The organism is Streptomyces barringtoniae (assembly GCF_020819595.1).
Classification (GTDB): Bacteria; Actinomycetota; Actinomycetes; order Streptomycetales; family Streptomycetaceae; genus Streptomyces; species Streptomyces barringtoniae.
Genome location: NZ_JAJHNP010000004.1, coordinates 1 through 16,206 on the forward strand (window position 1 = coordinate 1; position 16,206 = coordinate 16,206).

General features: G+C 74.0%; 15 protein-coding genes. 11 read left to right on the forward strand and 4 right to left on the reverse strand.

Annotated elements, in window-relative coordinates; all coding sequences use genetic code 11:
- Positions 1 to 346 precede the first annotated feature (346 nt).
- Positions 347 to 1,078, forward strand: a complete 732-nt coding sequence (locus LMU33_RS07110) for a tetratricopeptide repeat protein (RefSeq protein ID WP_228619062.1) — start codon at positions 347 to 349, stop codon at positions 1,076 to 1,078.
- A gap of 101 nt (positions 1,079 to 1,179) precedes the next feature.
- Here LMU33_RS07110 and LMU33_RS07115 read toward each other — a convergent pair whose 3' ends face one another.
- Positions 1,180 to 2,466, reverse strand: a complete 1,287-nt coding sequence (locus LMU33_RS07115; protein ID WP_228618389.1) for a DUF1015 domain-containing protein — start codon at positions 2,464 to 2,466, stop codon at positions 1,180 to 1,182.
- A gap of 73 nt (positions 2,467 to 2,539) precedes the next feature.
- Here LMU33_RS07115 and LMU33_RS07120 point away from each other — a divergent pair, with 73 nt between their 5' ends.
- Genes LMU33_RS07120 through LMU33_RS07135 form a run of 4 tightly spaced genes read left to right on the forward strand, consistent with a single transcriptional unit; the run spans position 2,540 to position 6,558 of the window.
- Entirely contained in the window at positions 2,540 to 3,568 is a 1,029-nt protein-coding gene (locus LMU33_RS07120) for an HAD-IIA family hydrolase (RefSeq protein ID WP_228618390.1), read from the forward strand.
- Positions 3,569 to 3,623: 55 nt separating this feature from the next.
- Entirely contained in the window at positions 3,624 to 4,667 is a 1,044-nt protein-coding gene (locus LMU33_RS07125) for a FecCD family ABC transporter permease (protein ID WP_228618392.1), read from the forward strand.
- The gene (locus LMU33_RS07130) at positions 4,664 to 5,710 is read left to right on the forward strand and encodes a FecCD family ABC transporter permease (protein WP_228618394.1); all 1,047 of its coding nucleotides are present in this window, start codon (positions 4,664 to 4,666) and stop codon (positions 5,708 to 5,710) included. The genes LMU33_RS07125 and LMU33_RS07130 overlap by 4 nt, the downstream gene beginning before the upstream one ends.
- The gene (locus LMU33_RS07135; RefSeq protein WP_228618396.1) at positions 5,707 to 6,558 is read left to right on the forward strand and encodes an ABC transporter ATP-binding protein; all 852 of its coding nucleotides are present in this window, start codon (positions 5,707 to 5,709) and stop codon (positions 6,556 to 6,558) included. The genes LMU33_RS07130 and LMU33_RS07135 overlap by 4 nt, the downstream gene beginning before the upstream one ends.
- Here LMU33_RS07135 and LMU33_RS07140 read toward each other — a convergent pair.
- A complete protein-coding gene (locus LMU33_RS07140) occupies positions 6,542 to 6,889 on the reverse strand; it encodes a sterol-binding protein (protein ID WP_228618398.1) in 348 nt (115 codons plus the stop codon). The genes LMU33_RS07135 and LMU33_RS07140 overlap by 17 nt on opposite strands.
- A gap of 42 nt (positions 6,890 to 6,931) precedes the next feature.
- On the opposite strand from LMU33_RS07140, the gene LMU33_RS07145 reads away from it, so the two are divergent.
- From LMU33_RS07145 to LMU33_RS07170, 6 genes are all read left to right on the forward strand, one after another.
- A complete protein-coding gene (locus tag LMU33_RS07145; protein ID WP_228618399.1) occupies positions 6,932 to 7,252 on the forward strand; it encodes a hypothetical protein in 321 nt (106 codons plus the stop codon).
- Positions 7,253 to 7,259: 7 nt separating this feature from the next.
- On the forward strand, positions 7,260 to 8,075 hold the full coding sequence (locus tag LMU33_RS07150) for a TlyA family RNA methyltransferase (RefSeq protein ID WP_228618401.1): 816 nt from the start codon (positions 7,260 to 7,262) through the stop codon (positions 8,073 to 8,075).
- Entirely contained in the window at positions 8,072 to 8,989 is a 918-nt protein-coding gene (locus LMU33_RS07155; RefSeq protein ID WP_228618403.1) for an NAD kinase, read from the forward strand. The genes LMU33_RS07150 and LMU33_RS07155 overlap by 4 nt, the downstream gene beginning before the upstream one ends.
- A gap of 39 nt (positions 8,990 to 9,028) precedes the next feature.
- Positions 9,029 to 10,771, forward strand: a complete 1,743-nt coding sequence (gene recN, locus LMU33_RS07160; RefSeq protein WP_228618405.1) for a DNA repair protein RecN — start codon at positions 9,029 to 9,031, stop codon at positions 10,769 to 10,771.
- A 23-nt stretch (positions 10,772 to 10,794) separates the two neighbouring features.
- On the forward strand, positions 10,795 to 11,538 hold the full coding sequence (locus LMU33_RS07165) for a hypothetical protein (protein WP_228619063.1): 744 nt from the start codon (positions 10,795 to 10,797) through the stop codon (positions 11,536 to 11,538).
- A 268-nt stretch (positions 11,539 to 11,806) separates the two neighbouring features.
- Complete coding sequence (locus tag LMU33_RS07170) at positions 11,807 to 12,943, forward strand: glycosyltransferase family 4 protein (protein WP_228618407.1); 1,137 nt, start codon at positions 11,807 to 11,809, stop codon at positions 12,941 to 12,943.
- A 15-nt stretch (positions 12,944 to 12,958) separates the two neighbouring features.
- Here the strand turns inward: LMU33_RS07170 and LMU33_RS07175 are convergent, their stop codons facing one another.
- The gene (locus LMU33_RS07175) at positions 12,959 to 14,605 is read right to left on the reverse strand and encodes a PucR family transcriptional regulator (protein WP_228618408.1); all 1,647 of its coding nucleotides are present in this window, start codon (positions 14,603 to 14,605) and stop codon (positions 12,959 to 12,961) included.
- A 44-nt stretch (positions 14,606 to 14,649) separates the two neighbouring features.
- The gene (locus LMU33_RS07180; RefSeq protein ID WP_228618410.1) at positions 14,650 to 16,008 is read right to left on the reverse strand and encodes an FAD-binding oxidoreductase; all 1,359 of its coding nucleotides are present in this window, start codon (positions 16,006 to 16,008) and stop codon (positions 14,650 to 14,652) included.
- Positions 16,009 to 16,206 lie beyond the last annotated feature (198 nt).

A 16,206-nucleotide genomic window follows, 5' to 3' on the forward strand; every position in this document is an offset into this window, starting at 1 on the left:
TGGGTTCCGCCGTGATGACCGGGGTGGCGACCGTCCGTCCTTCCGCCGCGACGACGACCGAGGCGGTTACGGCCGGCGCGACGACCACCGAGGCGACCGCGGCGGCTTCCGCCGCGACGACCGACGTGACGACCGCGGTGGCGACCGCCGCGATGACCGTGGTGAGCGCGGTGGGTTCCGTGGTCGGGACGACCGTGGGGGCCGTGGGCCCCGTCGGGATGACCGCGGTGGTCGCCCCGGTGGCTTCCGGGGCCGTGACGACCGGCGTGACGACCGGCGTGACGACCGCCGGGGCGGTGGCCGCTTCCGTGACGAGCGTGACCGCGACCGCGAGCCGATCAAGCGGCTGCCGATCCCCGAGGACGTCACCGGTGACGAGATCGACACGGACGTCCGGCAGGAGCTCCAGAGCCTGCCCAAGACGCTCGCGGAGGACGTCGCCAAGAACCTGGTGATGGTGGCCCGGCTCATCGACGAGGACCCCGAGGGCGCCTACGCCTACTCCAAGGTGGCGCTGCGTCTGGCGTCCCGCGTGGCCGCCGTACGCGAGGCGGGCGGGTTCGCGGCGTACGCCAACCAGAAGTACGCCGAGGCACTCGCCGAGTTCCGGGCCGCGCGGCGGATGACCGGGAACGTGGACCTGTGGCCGGTGATGGCCGACTGCGAGCGCGGGCTCGGGCGGCCGGAGAAGGCGCTGGACATGGCCGGTGCCCCGGAGGTGCACAAGCTGGACAAGGCCGGTCAGGTCGAGATGCGGCTCGTCGCGGCCGGTGCCCGGCGTGACATGGGTCAGCTCGACGCGGCCATCGTGACCCTGCAGAGCCCGGAGCTGGCGTCCAACTCGCTCCAGCCGTGGACGGCGCGCCTGCGCTACGCGTACGCCGACGCCCTGCTGGCGGCCGGTCGCGAGGGCGAGGCGCGCGAGTGGTTCGCGAAGGCCGTGGAGGCCGACCGGGACGGCAGCACGGACGCCTCCGACCGGCTCGCCGAGCTGGACGGTGTGGAGTTCGTCGACGCTCTGGACGAGAGCGAGGGCGAGCCGGAGAAGCCGTCGCATGAGGACGGCGACGAGGGCTGACGGCAGTCGCCGGAAGGCAGCCACCGAAAGCCGCCGGAAGACAGTCAGTGAAAAAGGGGGCAGGTTCCCGTGGAACCTGCCCCCTTTCGCGTTCCGGGTACTCAGATCTCCAGCGCCCGCAGTACCAGCCCCGACGCCGGCTTCGGGCCGAACGACGTCGACTTGCGGGGCATCGTCACACCCTGGCGGGCCAGGTCGCGTACGACCTCCTCGCGGACGGGATGCATCAGGACGGCCGTACCGCCGTCGCGTTCCGCCTTGGCGACCGTCGCGGCCGTGTCGTGGATGTACGCGATGTGGGCCGGGGAGTCCTCGGGGATGTGCCAGACGTGGTCGAGGAGCGTGGCGTGCAGGACCGTGGCGTCGAGGGAGCGCCAGGCCGCCGGGCGGTCGGCCGGAATCGTCCGGGCCAGCAGGTCCGGGTCCGGGCGGTCCAGGAGGTGGAAGGCGCCGTCGCCGGCCAGCAGGAAGGCGTTGCCCGCGCAGGACGCGTCCGCCAGGGCCTCCAGCGCCTCGGCGAGCGGCGTGTCGAGGCGTCGTACCCGGAACAGGCCCTCCACCGCCGCGAGCGCGTCCGCGACCGGAAGCCCGTGCAGCAGGCGGTGGATGGCGCGTACGCGCAAGGGATAGCGGGCGGTGTCGACGAGGAGGACCAGGCCGTGGTCCCAGGGGCTGGGGGAGGGGTGCTCGGCGCGCAGCCGCAGGTAGGTGGCCCAGCGGTGGTGGCCGTCGGCGATCAGGGCCTGCTGGTGTGCGAGGTCGGACTGGATGCGGGCCAGGTCGGCGGGGTCGGTGACGGACCAGAGGCGGTGGTGGAAGCCGTCCTCGGTGGTCGTGTCCAGCAGCGGGGGCTTCTCCGCGGTGCGCTCGACGACCTCGGCCGCCGCCGTGCCGTCGCCGCGGTAGGTCAGCAGCAACGGCTCCAGGTTCGCGCGTGTGGCGCGCATCAGGGCCGCGCGGTCGGCGACCACCGGCGGCATGACGTCCTCGTGCGGCAGCACCACGCCCTCGGCCGGCTCCGAGACGCGCAGCGCGCCGATGACGCCGCGCTGGAGCATGCCGCTCTCGTCCCGCTGCTCGTAGACGTACAGGCCGGGCTCGGGGTCCGCGGTGAGGATGCCCTCGTCCAGCCAGCGGCGCAGGGTGTCGGCCGCCTGTTCGGTGCGGGCGGTCGGGGTGCCGGCCTGGGGCAGGATCAGCCGGACGATGTTGTACGGGTCTGCGGACTGGAGGTGGTGCACCCCGTCGGGGCGTACGACGACGTCGTACGGCGGTGAGGTGACGGAGGCGAGGCTGCCGACCCGGTCGGGGTCGTAGCGAAGGCCGCGGAACGGGGTGAGTTCCAGGCCCCGGCGCGCCGTTGCTTCCGAGTGACCTGCAGTGTTCATCCCGGCATCGTACGTGTGTCAGTGGCGTGCGGGATGATCGGGGGAAAGACGGTCGAACGAGGAGCGATGTGGAATGAGCCAGGCGGTCAGGACGAGCCCCGAGGGCAGTGGGCAGCCCCTGAGCGAGGCGTACGACACGGCGCTGCTCGATCTGGACGGGGTGGTGTACGCGGGCGGGAACGCCATTCGGCATGCCGTCGACTCGCTGGCGGTGGCCCGCTCGGGCGGGATGCATCTGGCGTACGTCACCAACAACGCGCTGCGGACCCCGGACACGGTGGCCGAGCATCTGACGGAGCTGGGCATACCGACGGGCGCCGATGACGTCATCACCTCCGCGCAGGCGGTCGCGCGACTGATCAGCGAGCAGGTGCCGGCCGGGGCGCGGGTGCTGGTGATCGGCGGCGAGGGGCTGCGGGTGGCGCTGCGCGAGCGCGGGCTGACTCCGGTGGAGTCGGCGGACGACGATCCGGCGGCGGTCGTGCAGGGGTACGGCGGGCCGGATCTGACCTGGGGCCGGTTCGCCGAGGCGTCGTACGCGGTGGCGCGCGGGGTGCCGTGGTTCGCGTCCAACACCGACCTGACGATTCCCAGTGGGCGGGGCATCGCGCCGGGCAACGGGGCGGCCGTGGAGGTCGTACGGATCGCGACGGGCAAGGAGCCGCAGGTGGCGGGCAAGCCGCTGCCGCCGATGCACCGGGAGACGATCATCCGGACCGGCGCCGAGCGGCCGCTGGTGGTCGGGGACCGGCTGGACACGGACATCGAAGGCGCGTTCAACGGCGGGGTCGACTCGCTGCTGGTGCTGACCGGTGTCACCGACGGCGCCCGGTTGCTCGCGGCGCCGCCGCAGCACCGGCCGACGTATGTGGACGCCGATCTGCGCGGGCTGCTCACCGGGCAGCCGGAGGTCACCGCTCTCACGTCCGGGTTCCGGTGCGGCGGGTTCGCGGCGACGGCCAGGGCGGACCGGCTGGAGCTGGAGGGCGACGGGGAGCCGCTGGACGGGCTGCGGGCGCTCTGCGCGGCGGCCTGGACGGCGGCGGGCGACGGCTCCTGCGAGCTGGACGGGGGGAAGGCGCTGGCGCGTCTCGGACTGTGACGCATTCGCGCCCCGGGGATCGAGGTCAATAGCGAGGGTAGGCTAACCTAACCTCGTGTTGGTCGACAGTCCTCCGGAACAGCGCGCGGAGACCGCCCCCGCGCCCCCAACCCGCCGGGCGGCAAGGGCCCTTGGGCTCCTGCTCTCCGTCCTGATCCTGGTGCTCGTCGCTCTGGCGAGCATCGCGATCGGCGCGAGAGCACTGTCTCCGGACCAGGTCTGGCACGGCCTGTTCCACGACACGGGGACCTACGGCGACGTCGTCGTGGACGAGCGGATCGCGCGCACGCTCCTGGGCCTGCTGGCCGGTGCCGCGCTCGGCCTGGCGGGCGCGGTGCTCCAGGCACTCACCCGCAACCCGCTGGCCGACCCCGGACTGCTCGGCATCAACGCGGGCGCCTCGGCCGCCGTCGTCACGGCCATCACCTGTTTCGGCGTCACCAGCCTCACCGGCTATGTGTGGTTCGCCTTCCTCGGGGCGGCTGCGGTCGGTGCGCTGGTGTGGTTCCTCGGCGGCAGCCGGGGCGCCACCCCGGTGCGGCTGGCGCTCGCCGGTACGGCGATCAGCGCCGCCCTGTACGGCTATCTCCAGGCCGCGATGATCCTGGACGACGCGGCGCTGGGCAGGATGCGCTTCTGGACGGTGGGTTCCCTGGCCTCGGCCACCGACTCGACCATCCTGCAGGTGCTGCCGTTCCTCGCGGCCGGCATGGTCCTCGCGCTCGCGCTGGCCCGGCCGCTGAACGCGGTCGCGATGGGCGACGACACCGCCCGCGCCCTCGGCGCCAACCTGGGCCGCACCCGCGCCCTGGCCATGCTGGCCGCCACCGTCCTGTGCGGTGCCGCGACCGCAGCCTGCGGCCCGATCGTGTTCGTCGGCCTGATGGTGCCGCACGTCGTGCGCTCCTTCACCGGCCCCGACCTGCGCTGGATCCTGCCGTATGCCACCGTCCTGTCGCCCGTGCTGCTGCTCGGCGCCGACGTCATCGGCCGGGTCGTGGCCCGCCCCTCGGAACTCCAGGTCGGCATCGTCACCGCGATCATCGGCGGCCCGGTCTTCATCTTTCTCGTACGACGGCGGAGGACGGCCCAGCTGTGAAGACCCGATCCACGACCCGGGCCGTACGCACCCCCGGCGGGCTCTCCCTGCGCCTGGACCTGCGGGCCCTGCTCGTCGTCGTCCTGCTGCTGGCCGCCGCCTGTGCCGCGGGCGTCGCGCTGATCGGCACCGGCGACGCGAAGATCCCGGCGGCCGACGTGCTCAGGACCCTCGCCGGGAACGGCAACGCCTACCAGGACTTCATCGTGAACGAGCTGCGGCTGCCCCGTGTCCTGGTCGGCCTGCTGGTCGGCGGCTCGCTGGGGCTCGGCGGCGCGCTGTTCCAGTCCGTCTCGCGCAACCCGCTCGGCAGCCCGGACGTGCTGGGCCTCTCCCAGGGCTCGACGGCCGGCGCGCTCGTCGTCATCGTGCTGCTGTCCGGCACGAGCACGCAGGTCACCGCCGGCGCGCTGATCGGCGGCCTGGTGACCGGACTCGCCATCTATCTGCTCGCCTGGAAGCAGGGCGTGCACGGATACCGGCTCGTCCTGGTCGGCATCGGCGTCTCCGCCGTCGCCACCGCGGTCAACGGCTATCTGCTCACCAAGGCCGACCTGGTCGACGCGGCCCGCGCGGTCGTATGGATGACCGGCTCCCTGGGCGGCCGGGACTGGGACCAGGTCTGGCCGCTGCTCGCCCTGTGCGCGGTACTCGTCCCGCTGGTCCTCGTCCATGCGCGCGGCCTGCGGATGCTGGAGATGGGCGACGACGTCGCGAACGCCCTCGGGGTGCGCGTGCAGCGCGTCCGGCTGGTGCTGATGGTCTCCGCGGTGCTGCTCACCGCGGCCGCCACGGCCGCCGCCGGACCCGTCAGCTTCGTCGCCCTCACCGCGCCCCAGCTGGCCCGGCGCCTGACCCGCTCGCCGGGCCCGAACCTCGTCCCCTCCCTCTGCATGGGCGCCGCCCTGCTGGTCGCCGCCGACTGGGCCTCACAGCGCGCCTTCGGCGCCGACCAACTGCCCGTCGGCGTGGTCACCGGCGTCCTCGGCGGCGTCTATCTGCTGTGGCTGCTGGTCACCGAGCGCAGGGCGGGCCGGATATGAGGGCCACCCCCGAGTCAGACAGCAAGAGGAGCACCGTGAACCGCCTGTCCGCCGAGAACGTCACCCTCGCCTACGACCAGCGCGTCATCGCCGAACAGCTGTCGGTGGAGATCCCGGACAACTCCTTCACCGTGATCGTCGGCCCGAACGCGTGCGGCAAGTCGACGCTCCTGCGGGCCCTGTCGCGGATGCTCAGGCCGGGCGGGGGCCGGGTGCTGCTCGACGGGCAGGTCATCCAGTCGATGCCCGCGAAGAAGGTCGCCCGGACGCTCGGTCTGCTGCCGCAGTCGTCCATCGCGCCCGACGGCATCACCGTCGCCGACCTCGTCGGCCGGGGCCGCTACCCGCACCAGGGTCTGCTGCGCCAGTGGTCGGCGCAGGACGAGCGGGTCGTGAGCGAGTCGATGCGGCGGACGGGGGTCGCCGAGCTGGCCGAGAGGTACGTCGACGAGCTGTCCGGCGGGCAGCGGCAGCGGGTGTGGATCGCCATGGCGCTCGCCCAGCAGACCCCGCTGCTGCTCCTGGACGAGCCGACCACCTACCTGGACATCCAGCACCAGATCGACGTCCTCGACCTGTGCGCCGAGCTGCACGAGACCCAGGGCCGGACCCTGGTCGCCGTCCTGCACGACCTCAACCACGCCGCCCGCTACGCCACCCACCTCATCGCACTGCGCGACGGCCGGGTGATCGCCGAGGGCGCCCCGAACGACATCGTCACCGCCGAGCTGGTGGAGCAGGTGTTCGGGCTGCGCTGTCAGGTCATCGACGACCCGGAGACCGGGACGCCCCTGGTGGTACCGGCAGCCCGGAAGGCGCGTGCCGAGCGGATCACAGCAGCTTCCTGAGCCGGAACAGATCCAGCAGGCTCGCCTCCAGCCGCACCCGGCCCCTGCCCCAGGCGGTCGCGAAGTTCAGCTCGCCGTCCACCAGGTCCACCAGGTCGTCCCCGGCCATGGCGAGCCTGATCTGCGCCTTCTCGTGCGGCGGGCCGGGGTGCGTCTCGTCCACCTCGATCCGCCCGCCGGTCATCCGGCCGGCGAAGGTGACGTCCAGGTCGGTGATGTGACAGCTCACCGAGCGGTCCAGGGCGGCGGCCGCGCGCACGTCGCCCTCGGCGCCCTGCATGTTGTCCGAAAGCTTGCCCAGTGCGGCGCGGCACTCCTCGATCGTGGCCATCGCCCATGACGGTACCCCAGCGGTTCGCGGTAGCGTCGGGGCATGAGCGACTCGGTTCCGGAGACGGAGATCCCGCAGGATTCGGTGCAGGAGGCGGCGGAGGCACTTCAGGCGTACGACCCCGCCGCGCCCGCCCCCCTGAACGTCCCGCGCACCCCCACCGGCAACGCCGAGGTCGACGCCCAGCTGGAACGGCTGGCCGACGCCGACCACCTCGCCACCGACGGCCACATCGAGGTGTACGAGGATGTACACCGAGGACTGCGCGACGCGCTCACCGCGCTCGACGCCCGCCCGGGACCTCCGGCGCCCTCACCGTCGTACCCGAAGGCGCCTTCACCGGCGTACCGACACAGGAGCTGAACCGAACGTGGCAGGAGTCGCACGCCGCCGTCTGGACGCGGAGCTGGTCCGCCGGAAGCTCGCGCGCTCGCGCGAGCATGCCGGCCAGCTGATCGCCGCCGGGCGGGTCACCGTCGGCAAGACCGTGGCGACCAAGCCGGCCACCCAGGTCGAGACCGCGGCCGCGATCGTCGTCCAGGCCGACGCCGGCGACCCGGACTACGTCTCCCGCGGCGGGCACAAGCTCGCCGGCGCGCTCGAGGTCTTCGTTCCTCAGGGGCTCGTGGTCGAGGGCCGGCGCGCGCTGGACGCGGGCGCGTCCACCGGTGGCTTCACCGACGTCCTGCTGCGCGCGGGCGCCGCGCACGTCGTCGCGGTGGACGTCGGATACGGACAGCTCGCCTGGTCTCTCCAGAACGATGAACGCGTCACCGTCAAGGATCGTACGAACGTACGCGAGTTGACGCTCGAGGCGATCGATGGAGAACCTGTGGATCTTGTCGTGGGCGACCTTTCCTTCATTCCGCTCGGCCTGGTGCTGCCGGCCCTGAAGCGGTGCGTGAAGCCGGACGCCGACCTGGTGATGATGGTCAAGCCGCAGTTCGAGGTCGGCAAGGAGCGGCTCGGCAGCGGGGGTGTCGTACGGAGTCCGCTCTTGCGGGCGGAGGCCGTGCGGGGAGTGGCCGAGAAGGCCTGGGAGCTGGGGCTCGGGGTGCAGGGAGTCACCGCCAGTCCGCTGCCCGGCCCCTCGGGGAACGTCGAGTACTTTCTCTGGCTGCGGGCGGGCGCACCCCAGGTGGACCCGGCCGACGTAGACCGTGCAGTGGCGGAGGGGCCGCGTTGACACAGAACCTGGCGCGTACTGTTTTCCTGCTCGCCCACACCGGGCGGCCCGCGGCGATCCGCAGTGCGGAACTCGTCGTCAAGGGCCTGCTGCGGCATGGCATCGGGGTGCGGGTGCTGGAGGAGGAGGCGTGCGACCTGCCGCTCCCGGGCGAGGTGCAGTTGGTGAAGGAGGCCACTCCGCAGTGCCTCGACGGGTGCGAGCTGCTGATCGTCCTCGGCGGCGACGGCACGCTGCTGCGCGGGGCGGAGTTCGCCCGGGCGTCCGGGGTGCCGATGCTCGGCGTCAACCTGGGGCGGGTCGGATTCCTCGCGGAGGCCGAACGCGACGACCTCGATCGGGTGGTCGACCGGGTGGTGGCGCGGTCGTACGAGGTCGAGGAGCGGATGACCGTCGACGTCGTCGTGCACCGCAACGGGGACATCGTGCACACCGACTGGGCGCTGAACGAGGCGGCCGTGCAGAAGGCCGGCGCCGAGAAGCTGCTGGAAGTCGTGCTGGAGATCGACGGGCGCCCGGTGACGGGCTTCGGGTGCGACGGGGTGGTCCTGTCGACGCCCACCGGATCCACCGCGTACGCGTTCTCCGCGGGCGGGCCCGTGGTGTGGCCCGAGGTGGAGGCGCTGCTGATGGTGCCGATCAGCGCGCACGCGCTGTTCGCCAAGCCGCTGGTCACGTCTCCGGATTCGGTGCTCGCGGTGGAGGTGCTGCCGCACATTCCGCCGGGCGTGCTGTGGTGCGACGGGCGGCGGACGGTCGAGCTGCCGCCGGGGGCGCGCGTGGAGGTACGGCGAGGGGCGGTGCCGGTGCGGCTTGCACGCCTCCATCACTCTTCGTTCACGGATCGGCTGGTTGCGAAGTTTGCGTTGCCGACGACCGGATGGCGGGGCGCGCCGCACCACTCGGCGGAGTGACAAAGGCGGGCCGTGTGCACTCCGCACCCCAGACCTCGTATGGTCTGTTCCGTGTTGGAGGAGATGCGGATACGGTCGCTCGGGGTCATCGACGATGCCGTCGTCGAGCTGTCACCGGGATTCACCGCCGTCACCGGTGAGACGGGTGCGGGCAAGACCATGGTGGTCACCAGCCTCGGGCTGCTGCTCGGTGGGCGGGCGGACCCGGCGCTCGTGCGGATCGGCGCCGAGAAGGCGGTCGTGGAGGGGCGGCTCACCGTCCCCGCGGACGCCGCCGCCGTCGTACGCGCCGAGGAGGCCGGGGCCGAGCTGGACGACGGCGCCCTGCTGATCAGCCGTACCGTTTCCGCCGAGGGGCGTTCCCGGGCCCATCTGGGCGGGCGCTCGGTGCCGGTCGGGCTGCTCGCCGAGCTGGCCGACGACCTGGTGGCCGTGCACGGGCAGACCGACCAGCAGGGGCTGCTGAAGCTGTCCCGGCAGCGGCAGGCGCTGGACCGGTACGCCGGGGACGCGGTCGCCGTGCCGCTCGCCAAGTACACCGAGGCCTACCGGCGGCTGCGGGCCGTCTCCGCCGAGCTGGAGGAGATCACCACGCGCGCGCGTGAGCGGGCGCAGGAAGCCGACATGCTGCGGTACGGCCTGGAGGAGATCGCCGCCGTCGAGCCGCGTGCCGGAGAGGACGCCGAGCTGGCCGAGGAGGCGGAGCGGCTGGGGCACGCCGAGGCGCTGTCGTCCGCCGCGACGGCCGCGCACGCCGCTCTGGCGGGCAATCCCGAGGACCCCGAGGGCATCGACGCCTCCACCCTCGTCGCGGGCGCCCACCGGGCGCTGGAGGCCGTGCGCTCGCACGACCCTGCGCTGGCCTCCCTCGCCGACCGGATCGGGGAGATCGGGATCCTGCTCGGCGATGTCGCCGGGGAACTGGCGGGGTACGCCGACGACCTGGACGCCGACCCGCTGCGGCTGGCGGCCGTGGAGGAGCGGCGGGCCGCCCTGACCGCGCTGACGCGCAAGTACGGCGAGGACGTGAACGCCGTCCTCACCTGGGCCGAGCAGAGCGCCGCCCGGCTCACCGAGCTGGACGGCGACGACGAACGGACCGACGAGCTGACCGCCGAGCGGGACGCGCTGCGCACCGAACTGGGCGGTCTGGCACAGGCGTTGACGGACGCGCGGACGGAGGCCGCCGAGCGGTTCGCCGCCGCCGTGACGGCCGAGCTGGCCTCGCTGGCGATGCCCCACGCGCGCGTGTCCTTCGCCCTCCGCCAGACCGAGGACCCGGAGGGCGTCGAGGTCGGCGGGCGAACGGTCGCGTACGGGCCGTCGGGCGTGGACGAGGTCGAACTGCTGCTCGCCCCGCACCCGGGCGCCCCGCCGCGGCCCATCGCCAAGGGCGCCTCCGGCGGTGAGCTGTCCCGCGTGATGCTCGCCGTGGAGGTCGTGTTCGCGGGCACCGACCCCGTGCCGACGTACCTCTTCGACGAGGTCGACGCCGGCGTCGGCGGCAAGGCGGCGGTCGAGATCGGCCGCCGCCTGGCCAAGCTCGCCAGGACCGCCCAGGTCGTCGTCGTCACCCACCTGCCCCAGGTGGCCGCCTTCGCCGACCGGCAGCTGCTGGTGGAGAAGACCAACGACGGCTCGGTCACCCGCTCCGGCGTCAAGGTCCTGGAGGGCGAGGAGCGCATCCGCGAACTCTCCCGCATGCTGGCCGGCCAGGAGGACTCCGAGACGGCCCGCGCCCACGCCGAGGAACTGCTGGCGACGGCCCGGGCGGACCTGTAGACGGGTTCTGGGGTGGCGGGATGATGGCCGAACGAAAGTCCCGCTCCCTCCTGCTGTCCGCCGCGCTCACCCGGGCCGGCCAGGCACTGCTCCGTACCGGTCCACCCGGCGGGCGGGAGCGCTGGGAACGGAAGAACCACGCCGGGCGCACGGTCGGGCTGTACGCCGGTCCCGCCGCCGCGGCCGGGGTGGCGCTGGCCGCGGGGCGGGTGCGTCCGGCTGCCGGGGCCGCCGTGCTCGCCGCCGGGATCTGCGGGGCGTACGACGATGTCGCCGGGGACGAGCGGCGGGGCTTCCGGGCGCATCTGCGGGCGTTGCGGGACGGTGAAGTCACCAGCGGGGCCGTGAAGTTGTTCGGTATCTCGGCCGCGGGGCTGGTCGCGGGAGCGGTGATGAAGGAGCGGGTGCTGGACAAGGTGCTCGCCGGGGTGGTGATCGCCGGTGCCGCGCACTTCGTGAACCTCGTCGACGTACGGCCGGGGCGGGCCGCCGGTGCGGTGCTCGCGCTCGGGGCGCCGGTGCTGTTGCGGAAGGGTCCGGGGGCCGGGCTGGCGGCCGCCGCGATGGGTGCCGCCGCGGCCGTCCTGCCCGACGACCTCGGGGAGCGCGTGATGATCGGGGACACGGGGGCGCATGCGCTCGGTGCCGCGCTGGGGGCGGCCGTCGTGGCGGGCAACCGGCGCGCGGGACTGCTCGCGCACGCCGTCGCGGTCGTGGCCGCCGCCGTCCACGGGGACCGGGTGAGCGCGTGGGCGCGGGCGCTGTGAGCGTCTGACCTCGCCGGACGCGGGCACACGGCGTTCGGCCCTGCCGGGATTCCCCTCACCCGTGTGGGTGACGTGCTCCGGCGCATTGCCCCGGCCCGCCGCACAGTGCGCCCTCCGGATTTCCCGTAACGGCCGTTCACCCTGGCATGCTTGAGGGCACACGGTCCGCGCGGGAGGCGCGCGGGGTACGTCCTTCCGCCCCTGTGAGCCCGCTACCTTCTGTACGTTTCCTCGTGACCGCCCACGCCGAACCAGGAGCCCCGGCCCCGTGAGCCCCCTGAGCAGCAACGCACCGCACGGCCAGTCGCCGCTGCGCACCGTGCAGGTGCTGGGCGGAGGCAACGCCGGCAGCAGCGCGCACGTGCGCTCGCTGGCCGAGGGGCTTGTGGCGAGGGGCGTACGGGTCACGGTGTGCGCCCCCGTCGAGGCCGACCGCGCCTACGACTTCACCGGCGCCGGTGCCGAACACGTGCACGTGCCGCGCAGCAGTGACCCGGTCTCGGTGGCCGCGCTGCGCACCGCCTGCGCCAACGCCGACCTGGTGCACGCGCACGGGCTGCACGCCTCCTTCCGGGCCGTCCTCGCGCTCAGCGGCCGGCCCACCCCGCTGGTCGTCACCTGGCACAACCGGGCACAGGCCGAGGGCCCGCGGGCGCATCTGCTGCGGGTGCTGGAGCGGCGGGTGGTGCGGACGGCGGCCGTCGTCCTCGGCACCAGCTCCGACCTGGTGGACCGGGCCCGGCGCACCGGCGCGCGGGACGCCCGGCTCGCCGCCGTAGGCCTGCCCGGGCAGCGGCGGCCCGTCGTCCTCGACGACCCCGACCGGCTGCGCCCCAAGGTACGGGCCGAACTCGGCGCCACCGGCCGTCCGTTGCTCATCGCGGTCGGCTCCCTCGACCGGCACCGCGGCTACGACCTCCTGCTCGACGCGGCCCGCGCCTGGCGGGACCTCGACCCCCTGCCGCTGGTCGTCATCGCCGGGGAGGGGCCGCTGCGGGCGGCGCTGCAGCAGCGGATCGAGGACGAGGAACTGCCGGTGCGGCTCATCGGGAGCCGGGAGGACGTGCCCGAGCTGCTCGCCGCCGCCGATCTGGCGCTGCTGACGAGCAGTTGGGAGTCGAGGTCCGTCCTCGCCCAGGAGGCCCTCCACGCACGCGTGCCGCTCGTCGCGACCCGGGTCGGCGGCATCCCCGACCTCGTCGGCGACGCGGCCGAACTCGTCCCGTACGGCGACCCGGAGGCGCTCGCCTCCACCGTCGTACGGCTCCTCGCGGACCCGGAGCGCCGGGAGGAGCTGCGCGAGCGCGGGGTGCGGCAGGCCGCCAGCTGGCCGACCGAGGACGAGACGGTCGCCCAAGTGCTCAGCGTCTACGACGAGTTGACACAGCCCCGGCCGCTGGCTTAGGGCACGTGTCCGCGCTCAGGGCACGTGTCTGCGGGCCCGCAGAGCAAGGCTCAACGCCAGTACCGTCTGCGGGTCGTCGAGGTCGGTGCCCAGCAACTCCCCGATACGGGCGAGCCGGTTGTAGAGGGTCTGCCGGTTGAGGTGCAGCTCGCGCGCCGTCTCCGCCTTGCGGCCGGCGTGCGCCAGATAGGTCTGCAGGGTCGGCAGCAGCGGCGGCCTGGACCGGTTGTCGTGGTCGCGCAGCGGGCCGATCGCCCGGTCCACGAACGCGGCGAGGTCGGGGTGGTCGCGCAGCCGCCACAGCAGCAGGTCGATGTCGAGGCGGCGGGCGTCGTACCAGGGCCGGTCGGTCAGGCCCTGGGCCGCGGTCGCGGTCTCCGCCGCGTGCCTGAGCCCCGCCGACGCGGCCGCCCAGCCGCCCGCCACGCCGACCACCACGACCGGCGGCGGCGAGCCCGGCCGGCGCATCCCGGCCCGCTCCACGCCCGCCCTGAGCGCCGCCGCCACCCGGTCGGCGACCGCCGAGCGCTCCGACTCCGAGCGCAGCCCGAGCAGCACCAGCACCCGGCCCTCCACCGGCCGCACGCCCAGCAGCACCGGCACGCCCACCGCGGCCAGCTCCTCGGAGACCGCACGTGCCAGCACCGCCCAGCCACCGCCGGGGGAGAGGCTGTCCCCGATCCGCATCACCACGGGCAGCAGCGGGCTGTCGCCGGGCTTGAAGCCGAGGACCCGGGCCTGCGCCGGGGCGTCCTCCGCGGTGATCCGGCCCTCGGCGAGATCGGTGAGGAAGTCACCGCGCCCGCGCGCCGCCAGTTCCTCCTCCTGCCGGGCCTGCATCAGCACCACGGCCAGGATCCCCGCCGCCCGCTCGGCGGCGATCCGGTGCACCGGGGCCAGCGGTGCGCGGACCGGCAGCAGGACCAGGCGGGCGCGCACCGAGCCCGCCGTACCGGGGCCGCCGCCGGGCACGTCCACCAGCACCGAACCGGCGGGCGGCGGTGCGTCCTTGTGCGGGCCGCGCAGCCCCTCCCACACCTGGAGCGGGTCCGCGCCTTCGGGCCCTTCCCCGGCGGCGTACAGCAGGCGGCCGTCGGCCGTCTCCAGGAACACCGGGTTGCCGCTGAAGTCCGCCAGGATGCCCAGCACCTGCGGCACCCCGCCGCCGCCCAGCAGCGCCTCGGTGCAGCGCCGGTGCACCTCCTCGGCGCGCTGCAGCAGGGCGTAGTGGCCGTTGACGATCTCGGTGTGGATCTCCTCGGTCACCGTCACGAACGGCACTTCGCGGTGCAGCTGGACCAGCGGCAGCCCGGCGGCGCGGGCGGTGTCCACCAGGGCCGCGGGCAGCCGGCTGAAACGCGGGCCCAGCTCCACCACCAGGGCGGCGATCCCGCGCTCGGCGAGGGTGCGCACGAACGCCCGCTGCTCGGCCGGACGGGTGCCGAGGCCGTAGCCGGTGGTGAGCAGCAGTTCGCCGCCCTTGAGCAGCGAGGCGATGTTGGGCACCTCGCCCGCGTGCACCCAGCGCACCGTGCGGCCCAGCCGGTCGGCACCCGCCAGGATCTCCGGGAGCCCGCTGCGCAGCCCCGGCAGTTCCAGCGCCCGCTGAACGGTGATCCCGGCGCCCTGGGTGTCGAATCGGTTGTCCGTACGGCTGTCCATGCACCGGACGCTACCTGCGTAAACGCCCTCGGGACAGCTCCCCGTCAGACGGGCTTGACGTTGTGGTTGAAGCGGAAGACGTTGTCCGGGTCGTAACGGCGCTTGACCTTCTCCAGCCGCAGCAGGTTCCCCGCGCCGAGGCCAGCCCGCACCCGCTCGGGGCCCTCGTCGCCGACGAGGCCCAGGCAGACGGCACCGGCGCTCCACGGCCGCACGTCGGCGCACGCGTCCCGCACCCAGGCCGTCGCCCGCTCGTCGTCGGCCGGGTCCGCCCAGCAGGCGAAGGGGTGCACCAGCCATGACGCGTCCCGGTACGGCACGGGGTAGTCACGGGGTCCGGCGGCGATCGCGCCGCCCAGCGGGAAGACCACGTGCCGGCTGCCGTTCGATCCGGGCATGCGGTCCGCGCGGGCGTGGAAGAGATCCACCAGCTCGTCGGGCAGATCCGTCAGGCACTCGGCCGACCAGTCGCCCCGCAGGCCCGACGGGGGGTCCAGCATGCACTGCACGTCCGCGTAGGGCAGCGCGCCGACGACCTCCGTCTCGTGCGGCAGCGCCAGCAGCGGCTCGGCGAACTTGCGCAGGCCGGCCTCGCCGCCCACGTACGTCAGCAGGGCACCGCACAGGAGCGGGAATTCCCCGGGCGGACCGGCCAGGTACAGCACGGTGCCGCCCAGCTCGTCCGGACCGGTACGGATGATCTCGCGGAAGGCGCGGACCACGTCGGGTCCGGACTCCGGCAGGCCCAGCAGCAGCGCCACCGAGAACTCCGGCAGCTCGTGCAGCTCCAGGGTGAGCGCGGTGGCGATGCCGAAGTTGCCGTCTCCGCCGTGCAGCGCCCAGAACAGCTCGGGGTTCTCGTCGGCGTTGGCGTGCACACGCTCGGCGTCGGCGGTCACCAGCTCCACGCCGAGGAGGTTGTCCGCGGCCAGGCCGAAGGCGCGGTCCAGCCAGCCGGTGCCGCCGCCCAGGACGTACCCGGCGACGCCGGTGCCCGAGGCCCGGGCGCCGGTGGTCGCGAGGCCGTACGGCTGGGTCGCCCCGTCCAGGTCGCTCGTCGTGGCCCCGCCCTCGACCCGGACCGCCTCGCCCGCCGGGTCGACGGTCACCTCGTGCATCAGGCGCAGATCCACGGCCAGCGCGCCGTCGACCCGGGCCCCCGCCAGGCCGTGCCCGCCGCCGCGGACGGCGATGTGCAGGTCCAGGTCCCGCGCGAAGCGCACGGCCCGGACGACATCGGTCGCGTTCGCGCACTGGGCGATCACCGCCGGGCGTCGGTCGATCATCGCGTTGAAGACCGTACGGGCGTCGTCGTAGCCCGTGTCCCCCGGGGCGAACACCTCCCCGGCCAGATCCTCCCGCAGCGCGGCGAGAGCCGTGCGCGCCTTCGAAGGGGGAGCCATGGCCGCCCCCTTTCCGGAAAGGGGTTTCGTCCGGTTACAGCTTAGGCGTGCCGGCGAGGCCCCGGGCGGCGGTCACCGACCTGCTGAAGGACGCCGACCTCCCGGACCTGCGCGGAACGACCCGGCGCGGGGCCCAACCGGCCGCCCATGAAGGGCAGTTACGCCGGCTCGCCGCCGAGCATGCCCGAGTGACGGCGA